Annotated in this window: 16 protein-coding genes; 6 read left to right on the forward strand and 10 right to left on the reverse strand. The window is 61.9% G+C overall.

Annotation, left to right across the window (positions count from 1 at the left end; all coding sequences use genetic code 11):
* Window positions 1-19 precede the first annotated feature (19 nt).
* The 7 genes from CCK88_RS05335 to CCK88_RS05365 all read right to left on the reverse strand — a co-directional run bounded on the left by CCK88_RS05335 (window position 20) and on the right by CCK88_RS05365 (window position 4,275).
* Entirely contained in the window at window positions 20-337 is a 318-nt protein-coding gene (locus CCK88_RS05335) for a hypothetical protein (protein WP_086469455.1), read from the reverse strand.
* A 130-nt stretch (window positions 338-467) separates the two neighbouring features.
* The gene (gene gatA, locus CCK88_RS05340; RefSeq protein WP_086469456.1) at window positions 468-1,952 is read right to left on the reverse strand and encodes an Asp-tRNA(Asn)/Glu-tRNA(Gln) amidotransferase subunit GatA; all 1,485 of its coding nucleotides are present in this window, start codon (window positions 1,950-1,952) and stop codon (window positions 468-470) included.
* Window positions 1,945-2,415, reverse strand: coding sequence for a hypothetical protein (locus CCK88_RS05345; protein WP_086469457.1), 471 nt, complete (start codon window positions 2,413-2,415; stop codon window positions 1,945-1,947). Before CCK88_RS05345 ends, gatA begins: the two co-directional genes overlap by 8 nt.
* On the reverse strand, window positions 2,403-2,897 hold the full coding sequence (locus tag CCK88_RS05350) for a hypothetical protein (RefSeq protein WP_140048895.1): 495 nt from the start codon (window positions 2,895-2,897) through the stop codon (window positions 2,403-2,405). The genes CCK88_RS05345 and CCK88_RS05350 overlap by 13 nt, the downstream gene beginning before the upstream one ends.
* Window positions 2,894-3,376 (reverse strand): GNAT family N-acetyltransferase, encoded by a 483-nt coding sequence (locus CCK88_RS05355; RefSeq protein ID WP_086469459.1) that lies wholly within the window; start codon window positions 3,374-3,376, stop codon window positions 2,894-2,896. The genes CCK88_RS05350 and CCK88_RS05355 overlap by 4 nt, the downstream gene beginning before the upstream one ends.
* Window positions 3,377-3,664 (reverse strand): Asp-tRNA(Asn)/Glu-tRNA(Gln) amidotransferase subunit GatC, encoded by a 288-nt coding sequence (gatC, locus tag CCK88_RS05360; protein WP_086469460.1) that lies wholly within the window; start codon window positions 3,662-3,664, stop codon window positions 3,377-3,379.
* Window positions 3,665-3,750: 86 nt separating this feature from the next.
* The gene (locus CCK88_RS05365; protein WP_086469461.1) at window positions 3,751-4,275 is read right to left on the reverse strand and encodes a hypothetical protein; all 525 of its coding nucleotides are present in this window, start codon (window positions 4,273-4,275) and stop codon (window positions 3,751-3,753) included.
* Between the two features lie 762 nt (window positions 4,276-5,037).
* Here CCK88_RS05365 and ruvX point away from each other — a divergent pair.
* From ruvX to CCK88_RS05390, 4 genes are all read left to right on the forward strand, one after another.
* A complete protein-coding gene (ruvX, locus tag CCK88_RS05375; RefSeq protein WP_244557433.1) occupies window positions 5,038-5,490 on the forward strand; it encodes a Holliday junction resolvase RuvX in 453 nt (150 codons plus the stop codon).
* 142 nt (window positions 5,491-5,632) lie between these two features.
* Window positions 5,633-6,601, forward strand: coding sequence for an aspartate carbamoyltransferase catalytic subunit (locus tag CCK88_RS05380; protein ID WP_086469464.1), 969 nt, complete (start codon window positions 5,633-5,635; stop codon window positions 6,599-6,601).
* On the forward strand, window positions 6,598-7,890 hold the full coding sequence (gene pyrC, locus CCK88_RS05385; RefSeq protein WP_086469465.1) for a dihydroorotase: 1,293 nt from the start codon (window positions 6,598-6,600) through the stop codon (window positions 7,888-7,890). The genes CCK88_RS05380 and pyrC overlap by 4 nt, the downstream gene beginning before the upstream one ends.
* Window positions 7,891-8,036: 146 nt before the next feature.
* A complete protein-coding gene (locus tag CCK88_RS05390) occupies window positions 8,037-9,080 on the forward strand; it encodes a dipeptidase (protein ID WP_086469466.1) in 1,044 nt (347 codons plus the stop codon).
* Window positions 9,081-9,196: 116 nt separating this feature from the next.
* Here the strand turns inward: CCK88_RS05390 and topA are convergent, their stop codons facing one another.
* Window positions 9,197-11,824, reverse strand: a complete 2,628-nt coding sequence (gene topA, locus CCK88_RS05395) for a type I DNA topoisomerase (protein WP_086469467.1) — start codon at window positions 11,822-11,824, stop codon at window positions 9,197-9,199.
* Between the two features lie 127 nt (window positions 11,825-11,951).
* On the opposite strand from topA, the gene CCK88_RS18365 reads away from it, so the two are divergent.
* Entirely contained in the window at window positions 11,952-12,128 is a 177-nt protein-coding gene (locus CCK88_RS18365) for a hypothetical protein (protein ID WP_170926362.1), read from the forward strand.
* On the forward strand, window positions 12,125-13,135 hold the full coding sequence (gene murB, locus CCK88_RS05400; RefSeq protein ID WP_086469468.1) for a UDP-N-acetylmuramate dehydrogenase: 1,011 nt from the start codon (window positions 12,125-12,127) through the stop codon (window positions 13,133-13,135). The genes CCK88_RS18365 and murB overlap by 4 nt, the downstream gene beginning before the upstream one ends.
* A gap of 3 nt (window positions 13,136-13,138) precedes the next feature.
* Here the strand turns inward: murB and dprA are convergent, their stop codons facing one another.
* Window positions 13,139-14,260: a DNA-processing protein DprA gene (gene dprA, locus CCK88_RS05405; protein WP_086469469.1), complete on the reverse strand. Its 1,122-nt coding sequence runs from the start codon at window positions 14,258-14,260 to the stop codon at window positions 13,139-13,141.
* Window positions 14,261-14,264: 4 nt separating this feature from the next.
* Entirely contained in the window at window positions 14,265-14,873 is a 609-nt protein-coding gene (gene plsY, locus CCK88_RS05410; protein ID WP_086469470.1) for a glycerol-3-phosphate 1-O-acyltransferase PlsY, read from the reverse strand.
* Between the last annotated feature and the right edge of the window lie 57 nt (window positions 14,874-14,930).

The following is a 14,930-nucleotide window of genomic DNA, read 5'->3' on the forward strand; positions in this document are numbered from 1 at the left end:
GCTATCCCGCTTCCTGGACTCAATGCTTGGTGACGTCGCTCAACGCCGCGGCGATATGTTCCCACTCCTGGGAGACACTTGCCGTCGCACGGCGCTTTCCGGCGCGACGATACCAGTAGTCGGCATTGCCCATGTCTGCCTCGATCCAGTGCATCAGGGCGTGGACCCAGTCGAATGCCTGCACGCCCTCCATCGCCTGAACGATGTTGTGCGCTTTCTCCCACTCGGGGCCCACGCGCAACTCGCCCTTCTTGAGCCACCACAGCGCCTGCAGGGGCTTGCTCATGTCTTTGGGGGGCTCGGACCAGTCGAGCGAAGTAAAGATATCAAAGGCCATTGGCAGATTTCCTGTTGGCCCGGACGCTGCAGCGGGGCGCGTCTCCACCAGTTTCAACTTGTGCATGGGCCGCAAATAGTGCGGAACGGCGGCGCAATCAAGCGCCACCGCTTGCGTAACAGGTTACGCGTTACCACCACTGCTTGGGGGCAAAGCCGCCGCCGGCGCTCTTTTCGATGACACGCGCGGCCGCGAACAGCGTCTCTTCGTCAAATGGCTTGCCGATCAGCTGGAGACCCAGGGGCAATCCCTGCGTGTCCTTGCCGGCCGGCACGGCAATGCCCGGCAGACCGGCCATGTTGACGGTCACGGTGAAGACGTCGTTGAGGTACATCGCCACCGGATCGGCCGCCAGGGCCTCGTCGCCGATACCGAATGCAGCCGACGGCGTTGCCGGGGTCAGGATCGCATCAACGCCCGCATTGAAGGCGTCTTCGAAGTCCTTCTTGATCAGCGTGCGCACCTTTTGCGCCTTGACGTAGTACGCGTCGAAATAGCCGGCTGACAGCACATAAGTGCCGATCATGATCCGGCGCTTGACCTCACGGCCGAAACCGGCGGCGCGGGTCAGCTCGTACATGTCAGTGATGTCCTTGCCCGAAACGCGCAGGCCATATTTCACACCGTCATAGCGCGCCAGGTTCGATGACGCTTCGGCTGGCGCCACGATGTAATAGGCCGGCAGCGCATACTTGGTGTGCGGCAGAGAGATGTCTTTGACAGTTGCGCCCTCGGCTACGAGCCACTTGAGCCCCTCGGCCCACAGCTTCTCGATTTCTGCCGGCATGCCATCCATGCGGTATTCCTTGGGAACACCGATGGTGAGGCCTTTGACACCACGCTCGACCGCAGCGGCAAAATCGGGCACCGGCAAGTCGACGCTGGTCGAATCCTTGGCATCGAAGCCCGACATCGACGTCATCATGATTGCCGCGTCTTCCACTGTGCGCGCGATGGGACCAGCCTGGTCGAGAGACGAGGCGAAGGCCACCGTGCCCCAGCGCGAACAACGACCATAGGTCGGCTTGATGCCGACGGTGCCGGTGAAGGCTGCGGGCTGGCGGATGGAACCGCCGGTGTCAGTCGCTGTCGCGGCGGCGCAGAGCCAGGCCGACACGGCCGCCGCCGATCCACCCGACGAGCCGCCCGGCACCAGGTTAGCATTGCTGCCCTCGGCGCGGAACGGACTGATCACCGGACCGTAATAGGATGTCTCGTTGGACGAGCCCATGGCGAATTCGTCCATGTTGAGCTTGCCCAGCATCACCGCGCCATCCCGCCAGAGATTGGCAGTCACCGTCGATTCGTATTCGGGCTGGAAACCGTCGAGGATGTGGCTGGCCGCCTGGGTGTGTACGCCCTTGGTCGCGAACAGGTCCTTGATGCCCAGCGGGATGCCTTCCAGCGTTCCACCCTGCCCTTTGCCGAGCTTCTCATCGCTCGCCTTGGCCATGTCGCGCGCCTGTTCAGGCGTCGTGGCGACATAGGCATTGAGGCTTGGATTGGCCTTCTCGATCGCGCCGATATAGGCATCGGTCAGCTCAAGTGCGGTAAAGCTCTTGTCCTTGAGGCCCTTGCGGGCATCGGCGAGGCTCAGCTTGGTCAGGTCAGTCAACGGTAATCTCGCTAAGATTGTCGCAGCGTGTGTAGAGGCTTCCGCCCGGCATCGCAACATCGCCGGATGGTTCATAGAGGCCAGCAGCAACCATGGCCGCGTCGAAAGACGACACAACCATGATTTCGGTCTCCGAATATGGACTTATCGACAGAGTGTCAGGATAGATCTCGCCGGGCAACTCACAGACCGCACTGACAAACAGATGCGAGGACCCCTCGCGGCCCTTCACGTCGAAAAAGTTGCACTGGAATTCCATGGACTGGATGCCCTTGGCAAAATTCAGCGCCAGGAAATCGCCGCCCATGAAGGCTTCGATGCCCTTTGTCTCGATCAAAGTGCATGCCGCCGGGTCGGTGACGTGGATCTTGCTCTGGTCGATCCGCAGATCTTCCTGGGCCTGAGCGGGAACCGTCCCGATCAGAACAACGGCAAACGCGAAGACCGCGCTTACTCGCCCCACGTCAGCGCTTCCTCGGTCAGGGCGTCGCAACGGGTGTAGACGCCCGCGTAGTTTTCGTAGTCCTCCGGTCCGGTATCGGCGCGCATAGAGAGCACCTCCACCTTCTCGCCGATCTGGTGTTCGACACCGTCGTCGCCAAACGACTGGTTAATGCCAAAGCTGTCCGCCTCGATCACGATTTGGTCGAGAAAATCGATCTCGAACCCATGGCACCGCGCCGTAGCCAGGATTTCGGGCACATCGCCGAAAGCGCTGTCGATTTCCTGCACATTGTTCAAGCGGCAGCCGATCTCGGCCGCCATGATCGTCTGTCTCGGCAGCACCAGCCAGGCATCTTCTTCGAACAGAATATCGACCAACGGCTTTTCGCCGGCTCGTTCACAGACCGTCTCTTTGGACACGTAAGCCGCGTCATAGTAGTCGCTGGCCGCAGCAGCGCCCGTTGCAAAAAGCACCAGCGCCGTGCCGATCATGAGCCTCACGCTGCCTTCTCCGCATCGAGGCGCATCTCGAAAAACGCCGACCATTCGCTGTCCGGATAATCGAGAAACGGCCCCCGCGTCACAAATCCGTAACGCGAATAGAGACGGTGTGCTTCTGCCATGCCCTCGCCCGTACCGGTTTCGAGCATGATCACGGGCACATTGCGCTGGCGGGCGAGATCGACGATCCGGTCGAGCAACTGCCGTCCCACGCGCTGCCCGCGCACTTCCGGCACCGTGTACATGCGCTTGACCTCGCCGAGCTGCGGGCCATGCATCTTGAGCGCACCCATCCCGACGGCCCTGCCCGTCTCATTGCGCGCCACGAACAGCGTCGTGTCGCTGTCCGCCATCTGTTCGACGGTCATCTTGAACTGGAATTCGACCGGCGACAGCGGTAGCAGATGATCATTCAGCCGCGAGACGAGACCCCGAACATCGTCCTGCAGCGGCGTCTCGACGACTATCGCGATGGACATTTATTCGACGACCTTCGGCACCATGAAGAAATTGTCTTCAGTAAGCGGTGCGTTCTTGACGATACTCTCGGCATAATTGCCGTCCGTCACAACATCATCCCGCCTGCGCAAGCTCATCGGAGTAACGGACGTCATGGCTTCGACGCCATCGACATTCACCTCGGCAAGCTGCTCGACGAAACCCAGAATCGCGTTGAGCTCACTCTGGTACCCGGCAACCTCGTCCTCTTCGATCCGGATGCGCGCGAGGCGCCCGATGCGCTTGGTGGTGGCGGCGTCGACAGACATGCGAAAACTCCGGCAGAAAAGGCGTATTGGCGCGTTCTTAGCAATGCCCGCGCCAAAAAGACAATGAAAATGCCTTATGCGCCGGATCAGACTTCTACGGCCAAACCTGGCTCCAGAGCCACAAGCCCCGTGCCATCCAGACGATCGCGCAAAACCTCGAAGGCCGCATCGACGTCTGACTCACTTCCGGCCAATGCCATCAATCGGGGTGCCGACCGGCCTACCAGCGTCAGTGCCCGTCCGGCAATGTCCGCCCCGACCAGGACAACCACGGCGCGCTCGACCCAGCGGCCAAGCTTCGGCACGGCGCCGCCTAGCACCAGAAGCGGCATGTCTTCGTCAGGATCGAGCAGCAAGGCACCCTCCCCGAGCGACCAGACATCCACCGCGCGCGTCGTGTTGCCGGCCTCGAGCAATCGCTGTGCCACCCGTGGCCTCCAGGTCAGCCCCTCGGCAAGCGCTTGCCTCCCCGAAAGCTCGATCACGCGATCCGCTCCCGCGGTCAGTTCGCCCCGGTCTACTCCCACACCTGCGGCATGCGCATCCAGCACCACCACCTGCCCCCCCAGATGCACGCGCAACGCGGTATCGCCAAACCAGGTGAGTTTCATCGTTGCTGTCGCCTAACGATCCTAAATGCTCCCCCTCTCCTGCAGGTACCGCATGGCCAAAGCAAGGGTCTTGGGAATCGGCATGCCCGATCGATAGTCAGCCAAGACACGCCTGGAGAGACCCAACAGCGCGCTTAATCCTTCCACGCTCAACCTCAGCTAGTCCATGATGGCCCGAAGCTCGGTAGCGTCCATGTAGGTCTGCGGAAGCTTCAGCATTGCGGACGCTGCAACGCGGCATCCATCACTCCACTCAATCGATCCGCCATCGCGTGTTATCCGCGCGGTACGAAACAGTGCATCATCAGACCTCAGCGAAACGTAAGAGCGATGGTTCGCAAGAAGCGGTGTGAGGTCTATCTCGCTCGAGCTGTTGTCTGCCCATACAACCTTCACAGTGCGTGCGGCCAAGGGTGCAACAAATGAAATTCTTGGGACCGAGCTACCAATGCCGGCAGTCTGCAACATCAGCTTAACCGCTCCTGCGAGCAATACCGAAGTCCAATGCCAAATGGGGCACAGACATGACATCGCTCGACGTCCAAATCTGGCTATACAGAAAACAAGGCAGGGCCTACTACACAAACTCGGATCGCAGCATACTGACGACCGTCTGCTCGCCGACCTGTGTTTGGTACTTACATTCCGATCAAGGCATTGCCGCATAGCGCGCTCTCCCGCTTCGACAAATCGGCGTTTACAGCCGACTTCAGAGAGACGCTGTTGTTGCTCTTTTGTTCTAAACCAAGGTAAAATCTGTCGGTGGAAAACGATCCTCTCTCCATCATCCCAAGTTCTGGAAAAATTCTTGGTCTCGACCTCGGTACGAAGACTATCGGCGTGGCGATTTCCGACGGCATGCGCTACTCGGCCACGCCGCTCGAAACGATCAAGCGCTCAAAGTTCACCCAGGACGCCGAGCGCATCATGGAGCTGGTGGTACAGAATCAGGTCGTCGCCATCCTGCTCGGACTGCCGCTGAACATGGACGGCACAGAGGGTCCGCGCGTGCAGTCTACTCGCGCCTTCGCCCGCAACCTGGCGCCAAAAGTAAACCTGCCCATCGCCTTCTGGGACGAGCGCCTATCCACATCTGCGGTTACCCGGATGATGATCGAAGCCGACCTTCGGCGCGACCGACGGGCCGAAGTCGTGGACAAGCTGGCGGCCAGCTACATCCTCCAGGGAGCTCTCGACCGCCTGCGCAACCGCTAGGTCGCATGCGCTTCTGGGCATGCGCACCTGATCCTTTGGCGCTATGACGCTCCACGCGAGGATAATTTTGCGAAACCGGCCGGTTGGGGTTGCCCCACCCTGCCCCCTCGGCTAGACCGCAGCAAATCGCAAGGGATGCGACATGCCGCAATTGAGCTCCGCCCGGTCGTCCGGCGACTTCCCCCCGTTCCAGCAGCGCCATCTTATTTCCATTGCTGATCTCAAACAGCATGAAATCGTCGATCTTCTCGACCGCGCCGAACGTATGATCGAGATATCGCGGCAAGAGCGCAAATCGCTCCCGACCCTGTCGGGAAAGACGCAAATCAATCTCTTCTTCGAGCCTTCCACCCGCACCCAGTCCTCGTTCGAGATTGCCGGCAAGCGCCTCGGTGCCTTGGTGGTCAACATGTCGGTCAAGACCTCCTCGGTCTCCAAGGGTGAAACCCTGGTCGATACGGCGGCGACCCTCAACGCGATGCGGCCGGACGTGCTTGTGGTCCGCCACTCCGCCGCAGGGGCAGTCGAATTGCTCAGCCAGAAGGTCGGCTGCTCGGTCATCAATGCGGGCGACGGCGCCCACGAGCATCCCACGCAGGCTTTGCTGGACGCGCTGACCATCCGCAACCACAAGGGTACGCTTGCAGGACTCACCGTCGCCATTTGCGGCGACATCGCCAATTCGCGCGTTGCCCGCTCCAACCTGCTGCTGCTGGGAGCGCTCAACGTCCGCACGCGTGTCATCGCCCCGCGCACGCTCCTGCCCGCTGGCATCGAAAACCTCGCGACCGAAGTTTTCACCGACATGGAAGAAGGCCTCAAGGGCGCGGACGTGGTGATGATGCTGCGTCTTCAGCACGAACGAGCCAACGGCAAGATGATCCCGTCCGTGCGTGAATATTACCGCTTCTATGGCCTCGACGAGCATAAACTGTCCTTTGCCAAGCCCGACGCCATCGTCATGCATCCCGGCCCAATGAACCGTGGCGTCGAGATCGATCCCGCCATCGCCGACGGCGAGCGTTCCGTGATCACCGATCAGGTGGAAATGGGTGTGGCAGTTCGCATGGCCGTGCTCGATGCGCTGCTGCCGCCGAGGAACGACCAATGACCCACCCTCTCATCATCGACAACGCACGCATCATCGATCCGGCGTCCAATACCGATCAGCTCGGCGCCGTACTCATCGAAGACGGACGGATCAGCGATTTGGCACTCCACGGGCCGGCAGGTGTTCCCGAACATGCCGAAGTCGTCAATGCCGGCGGACAAGTGCTCGCGCCCGGTCTCATCGACATGCGCGTCTTCGTCGGTGAACCAGGCAAGGAATACCGTGAAACGCTGGCCTCTGCCGGGGCCGCCGCGGTCGCCGGTGGCGTCACCAGCTTCGTCATGATGCCCGACACCACGCCGACCGTGGACGATGGCGCCTTGGTGGACTTCCTCGTGCGTCGCGCTGAGGCCCAGTCGCCGGCCCGCATCCTGCCTGCCGCAGCGATCACCAAAGGTCTTCAGGGCAAGGAGATCACCGAATTCGGTCTCCTCAAGGAAGCCGGTGCCATCTGCCTCACCGATGGTGCCCAGTCCATACAGTCATCGTCGCTGCTCCGCAGCGCCATGGGCTATGCCGCCAATTTCGACATGCCCTTTGTGCACCACGCCGCCGATGCAGGTCTGATTGGCGATGGCGTGATGAACGACGGACTGTTCGCAACCGTCCTGGGTCTCAAGGGCATTCCGCGCGAAGCTGAAACCATCCCCCTTGCGCGCGACCTCCAGCTGGCCGCCCTGACGAGGGTGCGCTACCACGCCGCGCAGATATCGACGGCTGGCTCCGCCGCGCTGATCGAGACCGCCCGGAAGCGAAACGCCTCGGTGAGCGCTGGTATCTCGATAAACAACCTCTGCCTCAACGAGAACGACGTCGGCCGCTACCGGACCTTCTTCAAGCTGAACCCGCCGCTGCGGACGGAAGATGATCGTCAGGCCATGCTTGAAGCATTGCGGTCCGGGATTATCGACACCATCCACTCCGATCACGATCCGCAGGATTCCGAGGTCAAGCGTCAGCCTTTCGCCGAAGCTTCCAATGGAGCCGTCGGCTTGGAAACGCTATTGGCGGCAGCGCTGCGGCTTGTCCACTCAGGAGACATTGACCTCACCACTATGCTTCGGGCCATGACCATCCGCCCGGCGCAAATTCTGGGTCTCGAAACCGGCCGCATTGCCAGGGGCGCCCCTGCCGATATCATCCTTGTCGACCTCGATTACCCCTGGCAGGTCACCGAGAAGAATTTCCGCTCGCGCTCGCGCAACACGAGTTTCGAAGGCGCCCGCATGCAAGGTAAAGTTACCCGAACGCTCGTCGCCGGCCGCACGGTGTATCTCGACGAAGCATGACGTCAGTCAGCTGCCACCGTAAGACGTTAGCGTCTCGCACGCTGAAAGACGCCCTCGGGCCAGGTCCCGAGGGCGGACCTGAGTTTTCTGATAGGCTTCTCCCTGCCGAAGCAGCTATCGTTTCGCTCTCGACTTAAGGAGCTTGGATGACCATCCCATTCTTTGACGGACACAACGACACCCTGCTGCGTCTTCAGGAGCACAGGGGTGACAAGGTCGAAGCTTTCGTCAAAGGCACGAACGATGACCATATCGATCTGCCGCGTGCGCGGTCTGCGGGGATGGTCGGCGGATTCTTCGCCATGTTTCCGCCGCCGCTGAAGACGGACCTGGCCACCGTGGCCGCCGCCCCCGACTACGCCAAGGGCGAGCTGCCTCCGCAACTCGCTCTCTCCGATGCGCTCCAGTCCACCAACGGCATGGCGTCGCTGCTGCTCCGGCTCGAACGCGCTGGGGCCCTCGCGGTCTGTCGCTCTGCGGCTGATATTCGGGACGCCCAGGCCACCGGCACAATCGCCGCGATCTTCCATCTCGAGGGTGCCGAAGCCATCGACACCGATTTCAACTCGCTTGAAGTGCTTTACGCCGCTGGACTGAGATCGATCGGGATCACCTGGAGCCGCGCCAACGCTTTCGGCACGGGCGTCCCTTTTCGCTTTCCGGCAGATCCCGATATCGGCCCCGGCCTCTCGGATGCGGGAAAGTCACTCGTGCGCTTGTGTGACCACATGGGCGTCATGATCGACCTCAGCCATCTCAACGCCGCGGGCTTCCGCGATGTGGCCTCGCTGTCGAGCAAACCGCTGGTCGCGACCCATTCCAACGTCCATGCCATCTGCCAGAGCACGCGCAATCTCGTCGATTGGCAACTGGCGGCCATACGCGAAAGCAAGGGTGTTGTCGGCCTCAACTACGCAACCGGTTTCCTCCGTCCCGATGGGCGTTTTGACCCGAATACACCGATCGACCTCATGGTCCAACATATCGCAGCCCTGGTCGAGACGGTCGGCGAAGACGGCGTAGCGTTGGGCTCCGATTTCGATGGCGCCATGATGCCTGCCGAAATCCGCGACGTCGCCGGCGTGCCCAAACTGCTTCAGGCACTGCTTGATCACGGCTTCGGCGAACCCTTGGTGCGCAAGATTGCCCTCGACAACTGGCTCGGTCTCGTCGAGCGCACCATCGGGTAACTGCTTACCTGCGCGAGCTCAGCGAGTTGCTCGGATTGTTCCCACCGTTCCGCCCTCGGGCCAAAGCCTGAAGGCGGTCCGGGTTACAAGAGCTACCGCTCGGCCACGCGTCCGCCTCAGAACGGCACGTCTTCCGAGTCCACTGTCTTCTTCGCAGCAGTCTTCTTCGCTGGCGGCTTCTTGGCCGTAGCCGTTTTCGCAGTAGCCTTTTTTGCTGCCGGCTTCTTAGCTGCGGCCTTCTTCGCCGGCTTCTTGCCGCCTGTAGCTTCTGCGCGAGCGGCGATCAGCGCAATCGCCTGTTCCAGCGTAACATCCTCGGGTTTCAAGTCCTTTGGAAGCGTCGCATTCACCTTGCCCTGATTGACATAGGGACCGTAGCGGCCGGCCCTTACCGTAATCGGTCCACCGTCATGCTCGAACGTCTGGATGGCTGCTACGGCTGCGCCCCGCCCTCCCCGACCGCCACCGGCAGCCTTCTGCGCAATCAGGTCCACAGCCCGGTTGATACCGACTGTGAACACCTCTTCGACATCCGGCAGGTTGGCATATTTGCCGTCATGCAGGATGAACGGTCCATAGCGGCCGATACCAGCCGAGATCGGCAGGCCGGTTTCCGGATGCAAGCCGACTTCACGTGGCAGGCTGAGCAACTGCAACGCCTTTTCCAGCGTCAGCGAGGCTGCCTCCCAGCCTTTGGGGAGGGACGAGCGCTTCGGCTCCTTGCCCTCGCCCAACTGGACATAAGGTCCAAACCGGCCGGACTTGAGATAAACCTCTTCGCCGCTTTCCGGATCGGTACCGAGCACGCCGTCGCCTGTAACCGCCTCCGAAGACTGGCCTGATGCCGCATCGGAAAGCTGCATCGTATGCTTGCATTCCGGATAATTCGAACAACCGATGAAGGCGCCGAATTTGCCCAGCTTCAAAGAAAGAGTCCCGGTGCCGCAGGTGGGGCAGCGGCGCGGATCGGATCCGTCGGCCTTGGCCGGGAAAATGTGATCCGCCAGCATGTCGTTGAGTGCGTCGAGCACTTCCGACACGCGCAGGTCCTTGATCTCCTCGGTCGCGGCCGTGAAATCCTTCCAGAAATCGCGCAGCAGCACCTTGTAGTCGAGTTCGCCCGCCGAAACCTGGTCCAGCTGCTCCTCAAGATGCGCAGTGAACCCATATTCCACATAACGCGAGAAGAAGCTTTCAAGGAAAGAGGTGACGATGCGCCCGCGGTCTTCGGGATGCAGCGCCTTGCCCTCGAGCTTGACGTAGTTTCGGTCCTTCAGCGTGGTCAGCGTAGCCGCATACGTGGACGGCCGGCCGATGCCCAGCTCCTCCATCTTCTTGATCAGGCTTGCTTCCGAATAGCGCGCCGGCGGCTGGGTGAAATGTTGTTCGATCTCGACCTTCTTGAGGTCCGGCTTATCGCCGACCTTGAGCGGAGGCAGCTCGCGGCCGTCCTCGTCATCCTCTTCGCCATCGGTTTTGGCCTCGACGCCGTAAAGCGTGAGGAAACCTGGAAAGGTCACGACCGAGCCGGTTGCGCGCAAGGTGACGGCCCGCGCGGGCACATTCACCGCAATATCAACCGTCGTCCGGTCGATTTCTGCCGATGCCATCTGGCTGGCCAGCGTCCGCTTCCAGATCAGCCCATAAAGCTTGGCTTGGTCTGCGTCGAGGTTGAGGCTCTCGGGCCGCTTGAACATGTCGGTAGGACGAATGGCTTCGTGCGCTTCCTGCGCATTCTTGGCCTTTGTCTGATAGACGCGTGCCTTTTCAGGCAGGTATTCCTCGCCGAAATACTTGCCGATCACCGAGCGCGCCATGGCGATGCCCTCCGGCGCCATCTGCACGGCGTCGGTACGCATATAGGTGATCAGCCCGTCCTCGTAGAGGCGCTGGGCGATCTGCATGGTACGGTTTGGCGAAAGCCCCAGGCGCGACGAGGCGTCCTGCTGCAGGCTCGATGTCGTGAACGGCGCATAGGGATTGCGCTTGGTGGGCTTCTTTTCGACGTTCGAAACATTGAACTGGCCGCTCTCGATAAGCGCCTTGAGTTCCGCGGCGTTTTCACCGGTCTTGATGTCGAGCTTGTCGGTCTTCTTGCCGTCGACGGCAAAGAGGCGTGCCAGAAAGCTCTTGCCTCCCTGTGCCAGCTGCGCTTCGACAGACCAGTATTCTTCAGGCTTGAACCGCTCGATCTCTGCTTCGCGCTCGGAAACGAGCCGCAGCGCCACCGATTGCACGCGACCAGCCGAGCGCGAGCCCGGCAGCTTGCGCCAGAGGATGGGAGAGAGAGTGAAACCCACCAGGTAGTCGAGGGCACGGCGCGCAAGGTAAGCATCCACCAGCGGCATGTCGATGTCGCGCGGCTTTGCCATAGCGGCGGTCACCGCGTCCTTGGTGATGGCGTTGAATACGACGCGCTGCACCGGCACGTCCTTCTTCAGCGCCTTCTTGGCCCGCAGCACGTCGAGAATGTGCCACGAGATGGCTTCGCCCTCGCGATCAGGGTCGGTTGCCAGGATCAGCCCATCGGCTCCCTTGAGCGCCGACGCGATGTCCGCAACACGCTTCTTGGCCTGCGTGTCGACTTCCCACGACATGGCGAAATCTTCGTCCGGACGCACCGAACCATCCTTGGCCGGCAGGTCGCGGATATGGCCGAAGCTGGCCAGGACCTCGTAGTCCTTGCCCAGATATTTGTTGATTGTCTTGGCTTTAGCCGGACTTTCAACGACGACGACCTTCATGCCCGGTTCCGTTCCGCAACAGTATTCAAAGAGCGCGCAACATGGTGAAGCCGCCAGCCGGTGTCAACGGGGCCATCTGCACACCCGATCGGTAGGCTGCGGCAAAAGCCCGTGATATAGACCCGCCATGATCAGCATCGACCGCCCTGCCCTCCGCGTTTCAAGTCATCGCCGCCGCGCCGCCGCCTTGGCCGCCTTCTTGCGCCGCCACTGCGCCGCGCGCAGCCCCGACCAGGACAAGGATGGTGTTCTCGACAGTGCCGGCATCGAGCGGCTGCTGCACGAACAGGACCACCAGAGTTGACACCACTTTCCCTGCTTCCCGATTTCGACCTGGCCGACCGCAATACCCTCGCGCTCATCGCCAGCTCGCGTTTCGGTGTCACCATTACTGAGCCGGGCATGTTGCCCGCACTCTTTGACACAGCGCGGACCCGGACGCTGCCTGTCCGCATCCTGGGCGGTGGCAGCAATGTCGTTCTGGCGCCCGCTTATGATGGCATCACCGCGCTTGTCGCGATCAAGGGCAAGCGCATCGTCGCCGCCGACGATGGAGCCACTGTGGTCGAAGCGGCGGCCGGCGAAAGCTGGCATGACCTTGTGCTCTGGACGGTCGAGCAAGGCCTTGGCGGGCTCGAGAACCTGGCGCTGATCCCGGGCACCGTCGGTGCTGCACCGGTGCAGAATATCGGCGCTTACGGCGCCGAATTGGCCGACATGTTCGAAAGCCTGCTTGCTTACGATCGCAATACCGGGGCTGAGCGGATATTCACGCGTGACGACTGCGCCTTTGCCTATCGCGACAGCATCTTCAAGCACGAGCCCGACCGCTATGTCGTTCTGTCCGTCCAACTGCGCCTTCCAGGAGCCTGGACGCCAAACTTGAACTTTGCCGGCCTGTCCGATCTCGCTGCCCCGGACCTTACCCCCCGCCGGGTGATGGACCGCGTCATCGAGCTGCGCACCAGCAAGCTTCCTGATTGGCGCGTCACCCCCAATGCCGGGTCCTTTTTCCAGAACCCGATTGTTTCGACCGACGCCGCCCAGACCGTGCTCGCAGAATTTCCTGCCGCGCCGAACTTTCCGCAGGCCGATGGCCGCACTAAACTGTCGGCCGGCTGGCTCATCGAGAAAGCCGGCCTCAAGGGATTTTCCATGGGCCCGGTCGGCATGTCCGAGCGCCACGCACTGGTCGTGGTCAATCACGGCGGCGCCACGCAGGCGGACGTCTCGGCGCTCTCGGCGCATGTCAAGGAGACCGTGAAAGCCCGCTTCGGCATCCAGCTTCACGAAGAACCCATCTTCTGCTGACCGTCAGCTATACCGCATCGCCACCAGCTGCCCGCTTGACCATTCAACCAATCCGCCCAGGTCGAGCTCGAGCAGCAGGACCTGCATCGCATGCGGGGTTATCCCGGTCTGGGCGATCAACGCGTCCACTTCCACCGGCGTCGCGCTCAGTGCCGCCAGCAACCGTCCGCGATCGTCCGCCGCTGGTTCCGCGTCGCCGGCAATCTCGCCCGGTGGCTGCCATTCCGGGTCGAACAAGGCGCTCCGCGCCGGATCGGCACTGCCCAGAACCTCGACGATATCGTCCGCATTGGTGACCAGTCGAGCGCCCTGCTGGATAAGATGATTGCCCCCTTCCGCGCGCGGATCGAGCGGCGAACCGGGCACTGCGAAAACATCCCGGTTCTGCTCGAGGGCCAGCCGCGCCGTGATCAGCGAGCCGCTGCGTTTTGCGGCTTCGACGACGACGATACCAAGCGACAGTCCCGAAACCAGCCGGTTACGCCTCGGAAAGTCCCTCGCCCGCGGCTCCCAGCCCAGCGGCATTTCCGTCAGCAGCGCTCCACCATTGTCGAGGATGTCATGTGCCAGCGGAATATTCTCGTCCGGATAGATCTTGTCGAACCCGCCGGCCAGCACCGCGACCGTGCCCGTTGGTAGGCTGGCCCGATGCGCGGCAGCGTCGATGCCCCGCGCCAGGCCCGATACGACGGTGTAGCCCCGCGCGCCCAGATCCTCGGCCAGCATACGGGTCATCTTGATGCCGGCGGTCGACGCATTGCGCGCCCCCACGATACCGACCGTCCGTTTCCAGTCGAGGCGATCCCCACCCGCCATGGTGATCAATGGTGGCGCCCCGGAAATATGCAGCAGATGCTCGGGATAATCAGGTTCGCCCTGCGCCACGAGCCGTGCGCCGTAACGCGTCAAACCGGCGACTTCATCCTCGGCCCGCGCAAGGCTGAGCGGCATGACCGCACGGCCGGCCTTGCGGCTGAGATCGGGGAGAGCCTCGAGCGCTGCCTCGGCGGAGCCGAAGCGATTGAGCAATTGCCGAAACGTCACCGGACCGATCGTGTCGGTGCGGGCCAGCCGGAGCCACGCGATCTTTTGGGCCGATGTGAACGTCGTGGTCACCCGGCCCATTTCTTCATCCCGCCTTTTTGCTGCCGCCGATTGTGGGCTCCGTGCCCTTGAGCAAGCGACCGATATTTTCGCGATGCTGGAAGAAGAGCAGGAGTGCCAGCCCGGTCACGACCACGGCCAGCCTCTCGCCGGAAAACACATAGGCAAAGATCGGCGCCGTCGCGGCCGAGGTCAGCGCCGCCAGGGAACTCATCTTGCGCGTAAAGGCGATCAACAGCCACACGGCACAGAAAATGAGGCCCACCGGCCAGCTCAGTGCCAGCAGTGAGCCGATCATGACGGCTACGCCCTTGCCGCCCTTGAAGCCGAGCCAGACCGGAAAGCAATGGCCAAGGAACGCGCCGATCGCCGCTACCCGCGCCGCATCCTCGCCCCAGAAATAGCGCGCAATCAGGATAGGGGCGACTGCCTTGAGGGCATCGAGCACCAGCGTCGCTGCGGCAACCTTCTTGTTACCGGTCCTCAGGACATTGGTCGCACCGATATTGCCCGATCCGATGGCACGGATATCGCCCAGCCCCGCCGCCCGTGTGAGGATCAATCCGAACGGGATCGAGCCAGAGAGATAACCCAGCACCGCAGCCAGGATGAGCGGCAGAATGTCGGCGGCCATGGTTGGAGCCCTCCTCGTAACCTTTTGCCAATGGATACAGTCTCTGTCGCCTTTGTC

It is taken from the genome of Devosia lucknowensis (genome assembly GCF_900177655.1).
GTDB lineage: Bacteria > Pseudomonadota > Alphaproteobacteria > Rhizobiales > Devosiaceae > Devosia > Devosia lucknowensis.